Genomic DNA, 18,363 nt, shown 5'->3' on the forward strand with positions numbered 1-18,363 from the left:
CAATGCTCATCCGCGTCCGGCGCGATGCTGGATCTGAAATTTACTTCTGGGCCGCGCCGAACAGTGCTTCGCGGATCACATAGAAGATCGTGTGCTGTTCGATCGTGCCGCGCAGCAAATGCGCTCCCGGCCCGGACGCGCGCACCGCCACGTCCTCACCGGCATGCGTCTCGCTCGACAGCGGAACGGTGGCCTGCTGGCGGTAATCCGGCGCAGCGGTATCCACCGCGACCGGATCGTGCCGCGCGTGATCATGTCCGGCGCCCGGTCCGTTGGCATAGCCGAGCGTCGTATAGCCCTTGCCGTCCATGGCGAGCTGCGGCTTGCCCGGTGCTTCCGCGACGGCCCCGAGAATCGGATTGCCGCGCACCGGATAGCCACTGATCGTCAGGGTGTGACTGTGATCCGCCGTGGTCACGATCAGGGTGTCGTTGGCGCTGGTCAGGCGCAGCGCCGCGGCGACCGCTTCATCAAACGCCTTGGCATCGGTCAGCGCGCGAAACGCGTTGCCGGCGTGGTGGGCATGATCGATCCGGCCACCTTCGATCAGCAGCACATAGCCCTTGTCGCTGCGGGACAAGGCCCGAATCGCGGTCTCGGTCATTTCCACCAGCGACGGTTCACCCGCCGGATCCTTTGCGCGATCCGCTTCAAACTGCATGTGGTTCGGTTCAAACAGGCCCAGCAGACGCGTATGCCGGGCTGGATCGAAGGTCAGAAACTGGGCGCGGTTCCAGGCATAATGCCCGTTCGGATTGGCGCGCTGCCAGGCCGCGATCAGATCGCGGCCATCGCCGCGCGCACCCGATTTCCCGGCATGTTCCGGGTCGCGTACGGATTTGGGCAGGAAGTGCGTCCGGCCCCCGCCCAGCACCACGTTGAGCCGTGCGCCGGTGCTGCCCTCGATCAGTTGCCGGGCGATATCGGTGCAGCCCTGATCTTTCGCGGCTTGCGGCATGTCAGCGTCGGATTCCCAATCGCGCTGGACCGTTTGGGCATAGGCGGACGCGGGCGTGGCGTGGGTGATGCCGGTGGTGGTGACCACGCCCGTGGCGAGGCCGCGGTCCTGCGCCAGGCCGATCAGCGACGGGACAAGCTGGCCCTTGCCCGAAGCGCAGTTGCCGACCTGGGCTTCGGGGCCAACCCCGATCATGCCGTTGCGCGTTTTGATCCCGGCCATGATGGCGGTCGCCGTGGGCGCGGAATCGGACACTTGCGCATCGTGCGAGTAGGTCTTGACCAGCGCCGCATAGGGCAGGGCGTCCATCGCGGTTTCAAAGGATTCGCCGTCTTTGCCAGCCGCTTGCCCGGCAAAAATCCGCGCGGCGGTGATCGTCGATACACCCATCCCGTCACCGATGAAGATGATGACATTACGCGCTCTGGAGGGCGGGACCGGTTCGCGCTTGAGCCGCTCCAGCGCCGCCTCGCCCTGCGCGCGGTAGGCTGCGGTATCTGCCGCCGCATCTGCTGCCGTCTGGGCATAGGCGGGAACGGCAAGGCACACAGCAGCAATCAGGCAGGCAGGACGGTAAAGGCGCATGGGACACTCCGGTTTTGCGGCTCCCTAGCAGTCACCTCGTGTCACTTGCGTGACAAGCCGCCAGCGCCGCCAGCGCCGCCATCCGCGCCATCAACCGGTTCAGCGCCGCGCCGAATTACCGTTTGACTATCCGGCCGGGTTTCGTATTTCGATATTTCTAGAAGGATGCCGTTCATGAATAGTCCGGAGTCGCAGGATTGGGCGATCGACGCGCTGGGTGCGCTGGCCCATGAAACCCGGCTATCGGTGTTCCGCGCGCTGGTGAAAGCCGGTCCGGACGGTATGATTGCCGGCGCAATTGCTGAATCCCAGAACGTCCCGCCGTCCACCTTGTCGCACCATCTGGCGACGCTTGAGCGGGCCGGGCTGGTGCAGTCAGAGCGGGAAAGCCGGCTGATCCATTACCGCGCCGATTTTTCCGGCATGCGCCGCCTGCTGACGTTCCTGATGCAGGATTGTTGCCAGGGAGCGCCGGAAATGTGCGGCGACCTGCTTGGTGAACTGGTCTGCAACCCGCCGCAGCGCCGGGACGCCGCAAGGTCTGGAGCGCCGGGAGCCAGCCCATGACCGCGCACCGGGGGAGCGAACACCCCGCAGCGGCCTGAAGCATCGGCAAACTGGCGATGCCCCAGCAACTCAACACAATTGGCAGGGCCGCAGCGGCCAGCACAGGAGCAAGCGCATGACCGACATGATTATCTACCACAACCCGGCGTGCGGCACGTCGCGCAATGCGCTGGCCATGATCCGCAATGCGGGGATTGAGCCGCATGTCGTCGAATACCTCAAGACGCCGCCGTCGCGGGCGCTGCTGGAAAGCCTGATCGCCCGCGCCGGAACCACCGCGCGCGCGCTGCTGCGCGAAAAGGGCACGCCCTATGCCGAACTGGGGCTGGACAACGCGGACCTGACCGACGCTCAGCTGATCGACGCGATGATGGCGCATCCGGCGCTGATCAACCGCCCGTTGGTGGTCTCGCCGCTGGGGGTGAAGCTGTGCCGCCCTTCGGAAGAAGTGCTGGATCTGATCCCGGCAGACCAGCGCGCCGCCTTTGCCAAGGAAGACGGCGAACAGGTGATCGACGCCAGCGGCAACCGCGTGAAGCAGGAAGGCTGAACCATGGCCGATACCGCGACCGCCCCGCCGCCCGCACTGTCGCCTGCCCCGTCGCCATTAGGCATTTTCGAACGCTGGCTGTCGCTGTGGGTGGCGCTCGCCATTGTCGCGGGCATGATCCTTGGCAACCTGGCACCGGACGCCATTTCCGCGCTCGCCGCGCTGGAAGTGGCATCGGTCAACCTGGTCGTGGCCGTGCTGATCTGGGCGATGATCTACCCGATGATGGTCGGGGTCGATTTTGCCAGCATCCGCGATATCCGCCGCAAGCCGCGCGGGTTGATCATCACGCTGGTGATCAACTGGTTGATCAAGCCGTTCACGATGGCCGCTATCGCGGTGCTGTTCTTCGACACCCTGTATGCGGGGCTGCTCCCCCACGATGATGCGCAGCAATATATCGCGGGGCTGATCCTGCTCGGCGCGGCGCCCTGCACCGCGATGGTGTTTGTCTGGTCGCAGATGACCAGGGGCGATCCGGCCTATACGCTGGTGCAGGTCGCGGTGAACGATCTGGTGATGATCGCGGCGTTTGCGCCGATCGTGGCCCTGCTGCTGGGCGTGACCGACATCGTGGTCCCGTGGGAAACCCTGCTGCTGTCGGTCGTGCTGTATGTGGTGATCCCGCTGGCCGCCGGAGCGTTCACCCGGCGGCGCGTGATTGCGGCGCACGGCGGGGCTGTAACCGCCGTCGATGCGTTCACCGCGCGGCTCAAGCCCTGGTCGGTGATCGGCCTGCTTGCCACCGTGGTGTTGTTGTTCGCGTTTCAGGCGGAAACGATCGTGGCCAATCCGCTGCTGATCGTGCTGATTGCGATCCCGATCATCATCCAGTCCTATGGTATTTTCGCGATTGCCTATGCCTGGGCCTTTGCGTGGAAAGTGCCGCACAACATCGCCGCACCTTGCGCCATGATCGGCACGTCCAACTTCTTCGAACTGGCCGTGGCGGTGGCGATCGGGTTGTTCGGCCTGTCGAGCGGGGCCGCGCTGGCAACCGTGGTGGGCGTGCTGGTGGAAGTGCCGGTGATGCTTTCGCTGGTGGCCTTTGCCAATGCCACACGGCACCGCTTCACCGGGAACGCGGCATGACCGGCAGCGAAGCGCACCAGCGCGCTGGGCCTGGGCAATGGCCGGGCCGACCGCTGCATGCTCCAAAGCCCCGCCGCCGCCCATGACGGCTCCCCGGCGAGCAGCCTGGAATCAGACTCCGCCCCCGTTGTGAATCGTTTTTGCCGACACGGTCTTGCGCTTGTCTGGCATGATCGTGGGCAGCGCTGCGGCCCGTTGCATCAGCGCCAGCAGGTCAGCCGGCCCGGATTCGGCCCCGAGCGGCAGGTCGGGTATGACCGGTCCGACCCGCAAGTCGCCGCTCGGGCGGACGAATTCGCGGGTCGCGATGTAGGCGGTGAAGCCGGTATTCGGCAATCGGCTCGGCATCATGTTGCCGGTCTGGTTGGCAAATCCGCCGGTCGGTCGGCCTGCGAGCACCGCCAGACCGTGATCCTGCAGGGTGGTGGCAAACAGGATCCCGGCCGAATAGGTCAGCTCGTCGATCAGGACAGCGACCGGGCCGCTGAAGTGTTTCTGCGGGTCAGCCGGTTCGATTACCTTGTCGGTCAGGTCGAATGCGACCATTTTTCCCGGCTGACCACGATAGCCCAGCAGACCGTTGTTGTCTGCGTTAAGCCGCTCGCGGGCCTGCGCCACCTGCGCGACCGGCTGACGCAGAAGGTAACGGATGACCTGCGCACCAGCATCGCTCTGCCCGCCGGTGATCGACGCAGGCGAGTAGAGGCAATGCGGCTAGAACGCTTCAACGATAAAGCGCACGTTATCCTACAGGACATGCTCGATTACGCCGAAGAAGAGGTCGTACGGCTTGGCCTGTGCGAACGCTGCAACGCCGTCGAATATCTCGCGCTTGACTACATCAAGACGTGCGCCGAATTCATCGAACACAGCGCGCAATATCTCGAAAACGACGAACGTATCGGGGCGGACCTGTTTCTAGCGAAGCTGGCGAAGGGACCGCTTGCCGCACGCTTCGAACGGAACAAGAGCATGTGCGCGTTACAGCTATCGACGAACACCCGCATGTACTTCCCAGAGTATCCGAAGCTGTTGCGGCTCGCCATGATGCACGTAATCCAGTCGGCAGCGGACGCGCAGGCGGTGCGTTGGAACGGCGTCGTACTGCTAGCCGCCGCGTCGCTGCCGAACGTGCGTACCGACGTTCGCCGCGAACTTCGCAGGCGGGGCATGAATTACGACGTAACGCTAGTCGGCGATGCAACCGTAGCGCGGCGGATCGGACGCAACACAGGGTTTCTTATCAAGAATTTGTAGGTAGGATTGTAGTATGATCATTTCGCAATCCCTAAATAGACGTATTATCAGCAATTTAGTGGACATAGGCGGCGGAACCGTGCTCCGCTTGTCTCTATCCAAGGAACGCCGATAGCCGTTGGGAAAGCGCATCGCCGTCGCGCGTTTCGCATTCCCAAATAACGAGTGTTTCCCAACCGCTCGTTTCCAGCGCAGCAATCGAACGCGCGTCGCGCTCGCGATTCCCCCCGACCTTGGCGTACCAGTAATCTGCATTAGTCTTCGGCTGTCGTGCGCCCCGCTTGCAGTCGTGCCCATGCCAGAAACAGCCGTGTACGAAGATCACTTTTTGACGCGACGCGAAAACAAGATCGGGCTTGCCCGGCAATGTCGCCTTGTGAAGCCGATAACGGTATCCGAGTGCAGTAGCGGCACGCCGAACGATCATTTCGGGCTTTGTGTCGCGAGACTTCACAGCGCGCATTACACGGCTGCGCTGTTCGGCCGTTTCCATCGCTAGGTTTTGAATTCGATCTTTAGGCTTGGATCGGTTTCGTATTCTTCGACGACTTCGTTGTAGCGCGTGACAAGATCGCCAACCGCGACGCGCCGCCCTTCCGCTGCAAACTTACCCAATTCATACAGGTTCAAAGCGATGAACTGTTCGATTTCGAACACGTCAACCCGGTCGCCAATGCCCGCGTTATCGGCAAGCGCTTCGGCAACGGTAAGCCCGCGCTGCATCGTAACAAGGATTGGCCTGTAGCCATCGTTCAAATTGTCGCGGCAGCGCTCGATAACCGCTTCGCCCGGCGACGTGGTGACGTGAATTGCTACGTCGCCGATAAAGAAATCGCCCGCCCGTCCCGATTGTGCGTCGGAAGTCGAATAGCTGTTGTGCGAAAAGCCACCTGCGCCAAGCGCGCAATCGAGTTTCGCGCCGACTAAGTGTTGCAGGACAGCGCCAGCGTATTGAGTGCCCGGCGTAGTTTTTTGGCGTTCCTCCGCCTGTGCGATAACGTCGCGAACGACGGTGCGTAAGCTGCGCGAGGCATCCAGCCGGATTTTGAACGGCTTTGCGGCGAAGAATTCATGAACGCGCTCGATCCAGTAGCGTTCGATTGCGTCAAGATCGGAAGCACCTTGCGTCGCTAGATCGTTCAGAAACGCGACGTAGCTTTGCATGTTGCCAATGCTGCCCCGGCTCGTACGTCCGCCTTCGGAAGCAAGTACGCGCGTTATGCCGTGGCGGTTCAAAATGCTTTGAACTGCACCTTTCCCCAATCCAAGCACCTGCCCGCCGCCGTCCGTTAGCAGCTTTGTCGAATCGAGCGGCAAAGTGGTGCGAGCGTGATTTGTGACCACTAGAGCCACGCAAAGCGGACCTTTGCCTATGAAACGCCGATCTTTGGCAAACGTCGAAAGTGCGTCCTTCAATTCGTCGGCCGTCACGCGGCGGCTCGCGCTTCGACGTTAAGCCCTAGAATTGGTTCGATAAGCTGTGCGGCAATGTGCCGAACAACGGGCACGCATACGCCGTCGCCCGCGACGTGGTATGCATCATTGTAACGATCCGGCAGTACGTATTCGTCGTCCAGCCCCATGAGGCGCGCCGCTTCGCGTGGCGAAAGCAAGCGGGATCGGATCGACTGCCCCTCGACGACGACGATAGCTTGCCGACTAGACCCGCCTGCGGGCGTACGTAGGCAACCGGCAATGTCATCGAACCGCACTTCGGCACGCTGGCGCTTCACGCCATTTTCGTCCGGCCGCGTGCGCTTGTACACGCCGCCGACGCAGCGCTTTCCCGTCGCGCGGGCCTGTTCGATCTTCGCAAGGTGAAGCGGTGCCATCATTGCAAGAAGGCGGTTTGTTTCGGCCTTCGAATGCCAGCGGCAGTGCGTCGGCTTTTCTTCGATTATGTCGGCAAAGCCAATGTTACGTGCGGGCGGCTTCGCTATGCTCCACCAAACCCATTGCGACTTAGCTTTGCCGCGAAGGCGCGCTTGTGCAGTGCGTAGCGCGGCCGGGTGCCACGTCTCGTCCGGTTCGCTCCGCTTCAACCCTGTGGGCACTGTAACGTCGTCCGCGACAGCCACGAAAAACAGGCGCGGGCGGCTTTGCGGTACGAAGTGCTTGGCGTCGATCACGACAGCACCGTAGCGATAGCCTGCGTCTGAAAGTGCCGCGCAGATCGCTTCGAAATCTTTGCCATCGCGCGACGTAATTGCGCCAGTGACGTTTTCGAGAATGATGGTGCGAGGCGCGCGGCCTTCCGTGCGAAGCTGCGTCATTAGCCGCCAGAACGGCCAAAACGTGCCGGATCGCGTCATTACGGCCGACGACGCTTCGCCTAGCCCGCGATACTTGCCCGCAAGCGATAAATCTTGGCAAGGGAACGACGCCCACGTGAGATCGGCGCGGCCGGGGAGATCGGCGGTTGTTACCTTTCCTACGTCACCGGGTACGAAATCGCCTTCGCCCCAATTTTCGATATAGGTCCGGGCTTTCATTTCGCTGAAATCATTCGCGAACGCGCAGTGCCAGCCTTCGCCAAGGCCCGCTCGCGCCATTCCGCCGCCTGCGAAGAACTCGTAAAACGTAGGGTTCAAGCGCGGCCTCCCTTTCAACGTCGAACACGAAGTCGTTTCATGTTCTCCGTGTGTTCTCATATGTCGAAACGTCGTCGCGATCAACGGCGTTCATCGCAGATTCGTCGCACCCTAGCCCGTACGTGCTACCGAAGGGAATCCCCTTTATCGACGGGACGGCTCGACGAACCGAACCCGTTCGGCAGTGGCAGGGATAACCGCACGGCATATTTCGTGTTCGACGTTGCCGAACGGACACACAGCAAAAACCCCGTTGAACGGCAAATTCGATTGTAGGTAGCTTTGCTGATCGCCCTTGCCCCTTCGGGCGATTTCGTTGCGAAATCAAGCTTTTAGGGGGGTGAAATTGGCGGAGACGGAGAGATTCGAACTCTCGGTACCGGATTTACCAGTACGACGGTTTAGCAAACCGTTGGTTTCAGCCACTCACCCACGTCTCCGGATCGCTGCGGCGAAGCGCGGCTATAGCGACGGGTTTTTGAGCGGGCAAGGGGGGCGGCGCGGAATCTTTGCCGGGGCGGTTGGGGGCTGTGTGGGGGTGAGGGGGACTCGTCTGGCCGCAAATGCGACTCGACTCATCGCCGGTTCATTGTGGCGGGGCCAGCGTTGGATTCTGGTAGGATGCGGATCGCCGCGCGTCGGCAATGGTGATGGGACGGATATGATGACGGCAGGTTTCACTTCGGCACTGCGCGGCGCGCTGTTGGCGGTGCTGGGGGCAGCGGCGCTGATCGGCGGGGTGCCGGTGGCGGCGCAGGTCCAGGCGATCGATCCGGACAAGGCGATTGACGCCGATCTGACGAAGACCGCTGTTCCGGCGCCGACACCGGTGCAGGCACCGACCCCGTCTGACGCCCCCGTGGCGGTGCAGGCGCCCGCTGCGGTCCCGGCCGAAGCGGTGCCGGGGGGCGGAATGGCCGATCCGGCGCCGACCGAAGCCCCGCCCGGCACCTACAAGCAGGACGATCTGATCGGCGCGGCCGAAGGGGTGTTCGGCAAGGGGGCCAAAGGGCTGGCGCAGATGATTGAGGACCTGCTGAAAAAGCAGGGTGAGCCGAACGGTTACATCGTCGGGCGCGAAGGCGGCGGGGCGCTGGTGATCGGGGTGCGCTATGGCTCCGGCACACTGCACCACAAGGTTGAGGGGCAGAAGCCGGTCTACTGGACCGGGCCGTCGATCGGGTTCGATGCCGGGGCGAACGCGGGCAGCACGTTCGTGCTGGTCTACAACCTCTACAACACCGAAGACCTCTACAAGCGGTTCCCGGCGGGCGAGGGGCAGGCCTATCTGGTCGGCGGGTTCAACGCCAGCTACCTGCGGCGCGGCGACACGGTGCTGATCCCGATCCGGATGGGCGCGGGCCTGCGGCTGGGCGTCAATGCGGGCTACATGAAGTTTTCAAAAAAGCAGAAGTGGCTGCCGTTTTGATGGCGCGGTCCGAAACCAGGGTTCCGGACCGCACAACCTATCTTCTTACTTAACCTGCGGCGCGGTGGCGAAGGGCTTGATGCCCAGGCGCGGGTAGATTTCGGGCGGGTAATAGAACGCGCCGTCCTTCACCACCATGCGGATCGCCTTGATCGCTTTCAGGTCCTTGGTCGGATCGCCGGGGATCAGGAAGAAGTCGGCCAGCTTGCCGCGTTCAATGCTGCCCAGCTGCTGATCCTGATCCAGCAATTGCGCCATTTCCAGCGTCGCGCGGGACAGCACGTCAGCCGGGGTCATCCCCAGCTGGCCGAACAGTTCCAGTTCGCGGTGATAGGTGAACGCGCCGCCGGTATCGGTGCCGGGGATCAGCAGGATGCCCTTGCGGTGCATTTCGCTGAGCGTTTCGATGATCTTGGCATAGGCGGCGACATATTCGGCGCGCTGCTGGGGCGTGTCCGCGCCGAACAGGGCCTGCTTCAGCTGGCGCTGCTCGGCCGGCGGCATATGGTCGATATAGTCGATCGCGCCGGGGTTGGGCTTGCCGTCGAGCGCGGTCAGGCCGAGTTCGTGGATGCCGATGGTCGGCTCATGCGCGACTTTGTTTTTCACCATCGCATCGAGCGTGGCCTGCACTTTGGCCGATTTCACATCGAGCGCGGGGAAGCGTCGCATCGCGGTGAAGCGGAACAAGGTGCGGGTGTCCTCGCCCGGGTTGAGCACCCAGCCCAGCATCAGCTGGTTGACGTGGGTGATTTCGTCAAATCCGGCGGCGATCATCGCGTCGGCGGATGAAAAGGCAGGGACGTGGCCCGCCACTTTCAGGCCCAGCCGGTGCGCCTCGGCGGTGACGGCCGGCGACCATTCGGGGTTCATCGAGTTGTAGAGCTTGGCCTGCCAGAACCCGCGCGCGGCGTATTTGCGCACCGCGTCCAGAGCCTCGACCTGCGTTGCCACCAGCGAGCCGGTCATCGAGCTGAACGGGCTTTTGCCTTCGATAAAGCCGCTGCGCACGATCCGCGGTCCGGCCACTTCGCCCGCTTCGATCCGGGCGACCAGCTTATCGAGCACCGCGTCGTCGTTACCCATGTCGCGGGTGGAGGTAACGCCCGCCAGCACGTTGAGCAGGGCGTCTTCCTGCCCGATGTGGCCGTGCATTTCATAGAGGCCCGGAACCAGCGTGCCGCCCGCGCCGTCCACGGTGGTTTCGCCCGGCGTGGCGATGCTGCCCGTGGGGACGATTTCGGAAATCTTCTGGCCGAACACCACGACGTCGCGCGGCTCGGTCAGCGCCTTGGCTGCAGGGTCGAACAGGCGGACGTTGCGAATCCGGACCGGACCGGCGTAGCGTTTCGCGCCGTCCTTTTGCAGCATCGCAAAGCGGTCCGACGCCAGCTTTTCGGACAGTTCACGCAGCGGCTGGTCGGCGGCCTTTTCATAGCCTGCGCGGGCGATGATGAACCCGGCGCTGGCCAGCGCGAACAAGTCGCCTTGCGCATCCAGCGTGATGTAGGCCGGGTTGAGCGAGAGGCCCGACAGCTCATAGGTGACGACATCGAGCTTGCCATCCGGGCCGTCAAAGCTGCTGCGCGCGCGTTCGGTCAGGGTCGCCGTGCCGCCGGGGGCGACGGGCATGGTCTTGTCCGGATCGGCCAGCAGCGCCTTGGCCAGCGCGGCGACATCGAACGGCGATCCGTTCTGCGTGGCATAGTAACGCGGCGCGTCCTTGCCCCTGATGCTGCCGGGACCGGCCAGATCCTTCCATTCCACGCCCTTGCCGGTGCGGCGGAAGCTTTCGCTGACCGCGTTGCCGAACGTGGTGCGCCCGGTGATCGTCCAGTCGAGCGGCGCGCCGTCCTGGTCGAGCCGGATCGTTTCCTTGATCGTCGGACCGCGCCCATTCTGCTTGAAATCGTAATCGATGCTGACGGCGGTGCCCTCGCGGTCGACCTTGAAGTGGCCGATGTCGCGGCTTTGGGTGAGGACGCGGTATTCGACCGGCTTGGCGGCGAGCGGCGCAGCGCAGGCGGCCACCGCGACGGCGGCGAGCAAACGGAACTTCATGGATATTCTCCCCCTGGGGTTATGGGAGGCAGCTTAGAGCAACGTTGCGAAAATCGTAAACACATCCGTTCGTGTCTCGACTTCGCTCGACACGAACGGGAAGTTTGTGAGTAGTTCCAACATCTTGATCGAATGGATCAGCGCCCGCCCGCCAGCGCCTTTTGCCGCCGCCGCTGGACCGAACTGCCAAGGCCAATCGCCTCGCGGTATTTGGCCACGGTGCGGCGGGCCAGATCATAGCCGCGCGCTTTCAGCAGATCGACCAGCGCATCGTCCGACAGGATCGCCTTGGCGTCTTCCGCGTCGATCAGCTGCTTGATCGCGGCTTTGACCGCCTCCGCCGATGCGCCGCCTTCGCCATCGGCCCCGCCGACGCCGGAGGTGAAGAAGTATTTCAGCTCGAACGTCCCACGCTCACACAGCAGGTATTTGTTCGATGTCACGCGGCTGACGGTCGATTCGTGCATGCTGATCGCCTCGGCGACGGTGCGCAGGGTCAGCGGCCGCAGCTGCGATACGCCGTGGCGGAAGAACCCGTCCTGCTGCTTCACCAGTTCGCTGGCGACTTTCAGGATGGTCTTCTGCCGCTGGTCGAGCGCCTTCACCAGCCAGTTGGCATCGGCCAGCTTGTCCGACAGCCAGCCGCGCGCGGCCTTGTCATCGCAGGCGCCGCGCATTTCGACGTAATAGCTGCGGTTGACGATCAGGCGCGGCAGGGTCGCCTGATTGAGCTGGATGTTCCAGCCGCCATCGGCGCGCGGGGTGATCAGGATATCGGGGGTGACCGGTTCGCCGCCGCCCGACCCGAACCGCCGCCCCGGCTTGGGATCATAGCCGCGCAGTTCGGCCAGCATATCGGCAAAGTCTTCGTCATCGACCCCGCACATCCGCTTCAGCCGGGGGATTTCCCCGCGCGCCAGCAGTTCCAGATTGTCGATCAGGCGGGCCATGCACGGATCGTAGCGGTCCGCCTCCTTCGCTTGCAGCGCCAGGCATTCGGACAGCGAGCGTGCGCCGACCCCGGTGGGATCGAAGGTCTGCACCAGCGCCAGCGCGGCTTCCACTTCCGCGAGCGCCACGCCCAGTTCGGCGGCAATGTCGCGCAGGGGGGCGATCAGGTATCCGGCCTCGTCCAGCTGGCCGATCAGGTGGCGGGCGATGAATGCGGTGCGCGGATCGCGGGTGGCGGGGCCGACCTGGGCGTGCAGGTGTTCGGCCAGCGTGGGTTCGCCCGCGCCGCGCTCGTCGATTTCCGGGCCAGCCTCACCGGACTGGATGCGCGAATCGGCGCTCCAGTCGCCGGTGTCCCGGTCGCGGTCGAGCGCGGCGGCATCGATATCGAGCGGGCGGTCCTCATCCGCGCGGCCTTCGCTGACCAGTTGGTCGACGGGGGAGGTTTCCAGTGTGGTGCGGCGGAAATCGGGATCATCCGGCAGGGGTTCCGCCGGGGAGGGGGCATTGTCGCCGATTTCCAGCAGCGGATTGGCGTCCAGCGCATCGCCGATGAAGGTCTCGATCTCAAGGTTCGACAGCGCCAGCAGCTTGATCGCCTGCTGCAACTGGGGCGTCATCACCAGCGACTGGCTTTGTCTCAGGTCGAGGCGCGGCCCCAATGCCATCGTTCAGTCGCCGCAGCGCAGCCTGTGGACGACCGCGGCGGTCACAGCGTGAAGCCTTCGCCCAGATAGAGGCGGCGGACGTTTTCGTCGGCCACCAGCGCTTCGGGGCTGCCCGCGAACAGCACTTGCCCGCCATAGATAATGCAGGCCCGGTCAACGATATCCAGCGTTTCGCGGACGTTGTGATCGGTAATCAGCACGCCGATGCCGCGCTGTTTCAGGTCTTTCACCAGATCGCGGATGTCGCTGATCGACAGCGGGTCGATCCCGGCAAACGGTTCGTCCAGCAGCATGATCGAAGGTTTGGCCGCCAGCGCGCGGGCGATTTCGCAGCGGCGGCGTTCCCCGCCGGACAGCGCCATCGCCGGGCTTTCGCGCAGCCGGGTCAGGCCGAACTCTTCCAGCAGCCGTTCCAGTTCCGAGGCCCGGACGTCCCTGTCCGGCTCAATCAGTTCGAGCACGCAGTTGATGTTCTGTTCGACCGTCATCGCGCGGAAGATCGAGGTTTCCTGCGGCAGGTAACCCAGCCCCAGGATCGCGCGGCGATACATCGGCAGGTTGGTGACATCCACCCCGTCCATCAGGATGCGGCCCGAATCCGGGCGCACCAGCCCCATGATCGAATAGAAACAGGTGGTCTTGCCCGCGCCGTTCGGCCCCAGCAGGCCCAGCACTTCGCCTTTGCCGACCGACAGCGAGATGTCGGTCAGGACCGCCCGCTTGTCATAGCTCTTGGCGATCGAGATTACTTCCAGCCCGCCTTGCGGGATGGGCGGCGCGGCGTTGCCGCGGGGCTGTTCTGACGGTTCGGTTTCGGTCATGTTGTGCGTCATTTAGAGTGGCGCGCGGGCCGGGGCAAGCGCACTTGGCAAGCTTCATGCATGACAGGCGCGGGGGTGTGCCCTGGCAGCCACTTTGCAGCGCAGGCGGGAAGTTTGGTAAACCGGGCTTGATCACGGCGGGGTTCGGTGATTTACTCATTGTTCGGGGAATAAAAGGGGAGTGCCGATGATCAAGGCATTGAACGGCGCCAACGCTGCGCAAATCAAGGATGGCAGCGCCAGCGGTGCCGCCAAGGGCAAGCCGCTCGACTGGCGCAAGCGGATGAGCGATCACGTCGCCTACGCGCTGCTGGTTTATACGGCCTTGCAGATCTTCGTCACGATGGGCGCGCTCCATGCCAAAGGCACGACGATGCTGCCCTATTTCGCGCTGGTCATGCTGGTCGCCGCGATCATCCCCGCCTGCCGCCGGTTCGAACGCCGCTGGGCGCGACTCAGCGATGCACAGGCCGCCGACCCGGCCTTCGCCCCTGATTACCGCCGCGACCGGATGTGGCTGTGGGTGCTGGCGATCGGCCTGCCGTTTGCGGTGACCGGGCTGTTCAAGGCGCTGGCCTATATGTTCGGCGGCTGATTGCCCCCACTGGCCATCGGCCGATTGCCCTTAGCCTGATCAATCCCTAGATCGAGCGCTCCTGATACCGGAGCCTGCGTTACCCTATGCTTTCTGCCCAACAAGCCCAGGATCGCGCCGCCGCGCTGATCGACCTTGCCCGCGCCGCTGGTGCCGATGCTGCCGATGCCGTCTATTCGGGCGGATCGTCCGAAGGGGTGCAGGTGCGGCTGGGTAAGCTGGAAGACGTCGAACGCTCTGAAAGCGAACATCTCGACCTGCGCGTGTTCGTCGGGCGGCGTTCGGCCAGCATCGGCTCGAGCGACCTCAGCGATGCGGCGCTGAAGGAACTGGCGGAGCGCGCCGTCGCAATGGCCAGCGCCGCGCCGGAAGACCAGTATGCCGGTCTTGCCCCCGAAGACCGCCTGCTGCGCGGGTCCGTCCCCGATCTCGACCTTGACGAAACGGCTGAACCCAGCCCGCAGGAACTGCTCCATCTGGCGCAGGCGGCAGAAGACGCCGCGCGCGCAGTCAGCGGCGTGACCAACAGCGAAGGCGGCAGCGCCGGGGCGGGGCGGCGCGTGTTCGCGCTGGTCACCAGCCACGGGTTTGCCGGAGCCTATGGCGGGACCACCCGCTCGCTCAGCGCCAGCGTGCTGGCGGGTGAGGGCGCGAACATGCAGCGCGACTATGCCTGGCGCACCGCGCACCACGGCGCGGACCTGCCCCCACCTGAGGAAATTGGCCAGCAGGCCGGGGAACGCGCGGTGGCGCGGATGAATCCGGGCCGGGTCAAGAGCGGGGCGATGCCGGTGGTGTTCGATCCGCGCGTCGGCGGGTCGCTGATCGCGCATCTCGCGGGCGGCATGTCGGGCAACGGGATTGCGCGGCGCGCCAGCTTCCTGCTCGACCATGCCGAGGGACAAGTGTTTGCCCCCGGCATCACCATCACCGATGATCCGCTGCGTCCGCGCGGGCTGTCATCGCGCCCGTTCGACGGCGAAGGCCTGCCGACCGGCCCGCGCAACCTGGTGGAAGACGGGCGGCTGACCGGCTGGCTGATGGACAGCGCCGCCGCGCGCCAGCTGGGCGGCCAGCCCACCGGCCATGCGGTGCGCGGCGCGGGCGGATCGCCGGGCGTTTCGGTCAGCAACCTGCACCTGGCGGCGGGGGCCGTTTCACCGGCCGAGTTAATGGCGGATATTGCCGACGGGGTTTATCTGACCGAACTGATCGGCCACGGCGTGAACCCGGTCACCGGCGATTACAGCCGGGGCGCGTCGGGCTTCCGGATCGTCAACGGGCAGCTCGCCGGGCCGGTGGCAGAGTTCACCATCGCGGGCAACCTGATCCCGATGTTCGCGAGCCTGAGCTGCGCGAACGACCTGGAATGGCACCGCGCGGTCAACGTGCCGACCATCCGCATCGACGGAATGATGATCGCGGGGGATTAAGCTGAACCGCTCCCCTCCCGCACCCGGGAGGGGATTAAGTCCGCTTCCTCCCCTCCCGGGTGCGGGAGGGGCTGGGGGAGGGCCTGTTACCGCGTCAGAAAACCTATCCGTTCGTGTCGAGCGAAGTCGAGACACGTGCGAGCAATGTCTCGACTTCGCTCGACACGAACGGATAGGTGGAGGGCTGTCTAAAACAGGCCATCCCCTGACCCCTCCCGCAAGCGGGAGGGGATGCGCAGGCTTACTTGGCCTTGTCGGCCTCATAGCGTTCGATGCATTCCAGCACGACGCGCTTGGCGTCGGCGGCATCGCCCCACTTGCCGATCCGGACCCACTTTTCGGCTTCGAGATCCTTGTAGTGGGTAAAGAAGTGTTCGATCTGCTGGAGCACGATCGAGGGCAGGTCTTTCTGTTCGCCGATGTCGGAATAATACGGGAAGGTCGAATCGACCGGAACGCAGATCAGCTTTTCATCGCCGCCGTGTTCGTCTTCCAGGTTCAGCACGCCGACCGGGCGGGCGCGCACCACGCAGCCCGGCACGAAGGGCGAGCGGGCGATGACGAGCGCGTCGAGCGGATCGCCGTCGTCCGACAGGGTGTGGGGGACGAAGCCATAGTTCGCCGGATACCGCATCGGCGTGTGCAGGATGCGGTCCACGAACAGCGCGCCGGACGCCTTGTCGAACTCGTATTTCACGGGTTCGCCGCCGACGGGCACTTCGATGATGACGTTCAGGCTATTGGGCGGGTCATCGCCCACGGGGATCATGTCGATACGCATGGCCGGGGCCTTAGCCCCGACTATGTTGCACTGCAACGACAGACCAAGGTCTAATTCACTTTTTTCCCTTGGTTGCCGTAACGGCGCGCTTTGGCAGCAGCAGCAGGTCCAGCCCGGTGGGGGCGGTGCCGGGGGCAGCGCGTTCCAGCCAGGGATAGCGCAGGCCGCCGCGGTAATCGATCTTCACCGTCTGGAACTTGTCCCCGCGCTGGAACAGCAGGTCCACCCCGCGCCCGTCCTTGGCCGCGGTGATCGCCTTTTTCAGCTCGTCAGCAGTATAGGCGATGCCGTTCACGGCCAGCACCTTGGACCCGGTCACAACTCCGGCGTTGAAGGCCGGGCTGTCCCACTGGGTGGACGTTACCTTGGCGTCCTTGTCGATCGAAACGCCCAGCGACCAGGTCAGCGGCAGGTTCTTCGCCTCGGCGATGCGGGCCTTGTCGAAGGGGTTGGGGGCATCCTTCCAGACCAGCTTGTAGCCGCCCTTTTCGATCCCGCCGAGCGGCGCGGGCTGGCCCGGCTGGTTCAGGCGGGTGTCCAGAAAGGTTGCCCAGTCATAAGGATGGACCTGCCCCAGCTTGGTGATGATTTCATCGACCTCGAAAGTCAGCTGGCCCCAGTCGCCATCGCGCATCCCGAAGAACAGCTTGGCGAAATCGTCGATGCTTTTCTTGCCGCCGGTTCCGGCGCGGATGATCTGGTCGGCTTCCAGCCAGACCAGCGCGCCTTCGGTGTAATAGTCCTCATTCCGGGCGAGCGAGGCATAGGGCTTGGCCTTGCGCCCGCCGAACACCGGATCGAACCCGGTATCCTCGACCGAGCGCCAGCGCCGTCCGGGCTGTTCGGAAAAGTTTCCGGCCCAGCCCGCCAGCATTCCCAGCACCATGTCCTTGCCCTGAAGGCCCGACCGCGCGGCCAGGACGAGGCCCCAGAACTGGTCCTGCCCTTCATAGGTCCACAGCAGGTCGCCCTGCATCGGCTGGCGGTAATCGGGCGTCCACAGCCGCGCCGGACGGCGGAACTTGCCGGCCCAGCTGTGCGCATATTCGTGCGGCAGCAGGTTGCGGTCGAATTCGTTCTTGTCCCACTCCAGGAACGAGTCCGGTTCCAGCTGGTTCTCGCTGGAACGGTGATGTTCCAGCCCGATCCCGCCCATCCGGTCGGTCAGCGCCAGCAGGAATTCATAGCGGTCGAAATGGTTGGCCCCGAACGCCAGCCGCGCTTCGGTGACGAGGTTGCGGTGCAGTTCGATATGCTCCGGCTTGGCCGCCAGCTGCTCCGGCTTGTCGGCCACGACGTTGAGCGTGACGTTCTGGCCCAGGTCCCACTTGGCGAAATGCTTGCCTGCAAAGATCGGCGAATCGACCAGCACTTCATAGTTGGTTTCAGCCCACGCCAGGCGGTTGCCCTGCGCGCTCTGCCCGTCCAGCGCGACCGCGGCGGTCCAGCCCTGCGGCAAGGTGACGCTGGGCTTCACCCGGATCTGGCGGACGTAATGCCCGGCGGGATAGAGGCTCATCTTCTCCCACTGGAGGTTGAGCATTTCCTGCGTCATCGTGATCCGGCCTTCGCTCGATTGCAGCGGGCTGGTGTGGAGGAAGCGGGCGACCACATCTTTCGCCCCGGCGGGCAAAGTTACATGGAACGCGTTCACTTCCACCCGGTCACGCTTCCAGTCCAGCTTTTGCCCGTTCGCGGTGAACGACAGGTCGACCAGTTCGGCCATCGGCCCGCGCGGGGCGTGGTTGCCGGGCAGCCACTGCGGCAGCAGCAGGGTCAGCTTCTTTGTGCCGGGGGCAACCGGGATGGTCTGCGTCACGCGGTAGACGCCGCGCACGGTATCGCTGGCGTCGATGTCCAGCTGCATCGTCCCGCCGGGATAAGGGACGTCCGCCGCATCGGGCACGGTCGCCACAATCGGCACGGCGGCCGGGGCGGACAGCGTGGCGGCCAGCGAGGCGGTGGAGGTCGCCAGAGCGAGGGCGGCCAGCAGACGGCCAGTCGTGGTCTTGATCATCACCTGC

The 18,363-nt window shown here is 64.3% G+C and carries 17 protein-coding genes and 1 tRNA gene; 6 read left to right on the forward strand and 12 right to left on the reverse strand.

All coding sequences use genetic code 11. From position 1 onward, the window contains the following. Positions 1 to 40: 40 nt before the first annotated feature. Both Q8Q53_RS13635 and Q8Q53_RS13640 read right to left on the reverse strand, forming a co-directional pair. Positions 41 to 1,543 (reverse strand): alkaline phosphatase, encoded by a 1,503-nt coding sequence (locus tag Q8Q53_RS13635; protein WP_305702330.1) that lies wholly within the window; start codon positions 1,541 to 1,543, stop codon positions 41 to 43. Between the two features lie 41 nt (positions 1,544 to 1,584). Then, positions 1,585 to 1,719 carry a hypothetical protein gene (locus tag Q8Q53_RS13640; RefSeq protein ID WP_305702331.1) on the reverse strand — a complete coding sequence of 45 codons (135 nt, stop codon included), beginning with the start codon at positions 1,717 to 1,719 and terminating at the stop codon, positions 1,585 to 1,587. On the opposite strand from Q8Q53_RS13640, the gene Q8Q53_RS13645 reads away from it, so the two are divergent. The 3 genes from Q8Q53_RS13645 to arsB all read left to right on the forward strand — a co-directional run bounded on the left by Q8Q53_RS13645 (position 1,718) and on the right by arsB (position 3,752). Beyond that, positions 1,718 to 2,110, forward strand: a complete 393-nt coding sequence (locus tag Q8Q53_RS13645; protein ID WP_305702332.1) for a helix-turn-helix transcriptional regulator — start codon at positions 1,718 to 1,720, stop codon at positions 2,108 to 2,110. The genes Q8Q53_RS13640 and Q8Q53_RS13645 overlap by 2 nt on opposite strands. A gap of 115 nt (positions 2,111 to 2,225) precedes the next feature. Then, a complete protein-coding gene (gene arsC, locus Q8Q53_RS13650) occupies positions 2,226 to 2,660 on the forward strand; it encodes an arsenate reductase (glutaredoxin) (protein ID WP_305702333.1) in 435 nt (144 codons plus the stop codon). Between the two features lie 3 nt (positions 2,661 to 2,663). Further along, the gene (arsB, locus tag Q8Q53_RS13655) at positions 2,664 to 3,752 is read left to right on the forward strand and encodes an ACR3 family arsenite efflux transporter (RefSeq protein ID WP_305702334.1); all 1,089 of its coding nucleotides are present in this window, start codon (positions 2,664 to 2,666) and stop codon (positions 3,750 to 3,752) included. A gap of 111 nt (positions 3,753 to 3,863) precedes the next feature. On the opposite strand, the gene Q8Q53_RS13660 is transcribed toward arsB, so the two are convergent. The 5 genes from Q8Q53_RS13660 to Q8Q53_RS13680 form a co-directional block, all read right to left on the reverse strand. Continuing rightward, entirely contained in the window at positions 3,864 to 4,439 is a 576-nt protein-coding gene (locus Q8Q53_RS13660; protein ID WP_371136566.1) for a S41 family peptidase, read from the reverse strand. 664 nt (positions 4,440 to 5,103) lie between these two features. After that, complete coding sequence (locus tag Q8Q53_RS13665) at positions 5,104 to 5,502, reverse strand: very short patch repair endonuclease (RefSeq protein ID WP_305702335.1); 399 nt, start codon at positions 5,500 to 5,502, stop codon at positions 5,104 to 5,106. 2 nt (positions 5,503 to 5,504) lie between these two features. Beyond that, on the reverse strand, positions 5,505 to 6,440 hold the full coding sequence (locus tag Q8Q53_RS13670) for a DUF4928 family protein (protein WP_305702336.1): 936 nt from the start codon (positions 6,438 to 6,440) through the stop codon (positions 5,505 to 5,507). Next, positions 6,437 to 7,600 carry a DNA cytosine methyltransferase gene (locus Q8Q53_RS13675; RefSeq protein WP_305702337.1) on the reverse strand — a complete coding sequence of 388 codons (1,164 nt, stop codon included), beginning with the start codon at positions 7,598 to 7,600 and terminating at the stop codon, positions 6,437 to 6,439. The genes Q8Q53_RS13670 and Q8Q53_RS13675 overlap by 4 nt, the downstream gene beginning before the upstream one ends. 347 nt (positions 7,601 to 7,947) lie before the next feature. Beyond that, positions 7,948 to 8,040 (reverse strand) — tRNA-Ser (locus Q8Q53_RS13680). A 224-nt stretch (positions 8,041 to 8,264) separates the two neighbouring features. On the opposite strand from Q8Q53_RS13680, the gene Q8Q53_RS13685 reads away from it, so the two are divergent. Next, on the forward strand, positions 8,265 to 9,029 hold the full coding sequence (locus Q8Q53_RS13685) for a DUF1134 domain-containing protein (RefSeq protein WP_305702338.1): 765 nt from the start codon (positions 8,265 to 8,267) through the stop codon (positions 9,027 to 9,029). 45 nt (positions 9,030 to 9,074) lie between these two features. Here Q8Q53_RS13685 and Q8Q53_RS13690 read toward each other — a convergent pair whose 3' ends face one another. From Q8Q53_RS13690 to lptB, 3 genes are all read right to left on the reverse strand, one after another. Continuing rightward, a complete protein-coding gene (locus tag Q8Q53_RS13690) occupies positions 9,075 to 11,090 on the reverse strand; it encodes an amidohydrolase family protein (RefSeq protein WP_305702339.1) in 2,016 nt (671 codons plus the stop codon). A 137-nt stretch (positions 11,091 to 11,227) separates the two neighbouring features. Beyond that, the gene (rpoN, locus tag Q8Q53_RS13695; RefSeq protein ID WP_305702340.1) at positions 11,228 to 12,709 is read right to left on the reverse strand and encodes an RNA polymerase factor sigma-54; all 1,482 of its coding nucleotides are present in this window, start codon (positions 12,707 to 12,709) and stop codon (positions 11,228 to 11,230) included. Positions 12,710 to 12,750: 41 nt separating this feature from the next. Further along, positions 12,751 to 13,530: an LPS export ABC transporter ATP-binding protein gene (lptB, locus tag Q8Q53_RS13700; RefSeq protein WP_305702341.1), complete on the reverse strand. Its 780-nt coding sequence runs from the start codon at positions 13,528 to 13,530 to the stop codon at positions 12,751 to 12,753. 187 nt (positions 13,531 to 13,717) lie between these two features. Here lptB and Q8Q53_RS13705 point away from each other — a divergent pair, with 187 nt between their 5' ends. After that, the gene (locus tag Q8Q53_RS13705; protein ID WP_305702342.1) at positions 13,718 to 14,125 is read left to right on the forward strand and encodes a hypothetical protein; all 408 of its coding nucleotides are present in this window, start codon (positions 13,718 to 13,720) and stop codon (positions 14,123 to 14,125) included. A gap of 86 nt (positions 14,126 to 14,211) precedes the next feature. Then, entirely contained in the window at positions 14,212 to 15,558 is a 1,347-nt protein-coding gene (locus Q8Q53_RS13710) for a TldD/PmbA family protein (RefSeq protein WP_305702343.1), read from the forward strand. Between the two features lie 241 nt (positions 15,559 to 15,799). Here Q8Q53_RS13710 and ppa read toward each other — a convergent pair whose 3' ends face one another. Together ppa and Q8Q53_RS13720 are read right to left on the reverse strand one after the other, a co-directional pair. Next, complete coding sequence (gene ppa, locus Q8Q53_RS13715; protein ID WP_305702344.1) at positions 15,800 to 16,339, reverse strand: inorganic diphosphatase; 540 nt, start codon at positions 16,337 to 16,339, stop codon at positions 15,800 to 15,802. 55 nt (positions 16,340 to 16,394) lie between these two features. Next, positions 16,395 to 18,356, reverse strand: a complete 1,962-nt coding sequence (locus tag Q8Q53_RS13720; RefSeq protein WP_305702345.1) for a M61 family metallopeptidase — start codon at positions 18,354 to 18,356, stop codon at positions 16,395 to 16,397. Positions 18,357 to 18,363: the final 7 nt, after the last annotated feature.

The sequence above is a fragment of the Novosphingobium sp. genome (assembly GCF_030699305.1).
In the GTDB taxonomy this organism is placed as follows: Bacteria; Pseudomonadota; Alphaproteobacteria; order Sphingomonadales; family Sphingomonadaceae; genus Novosphingobium.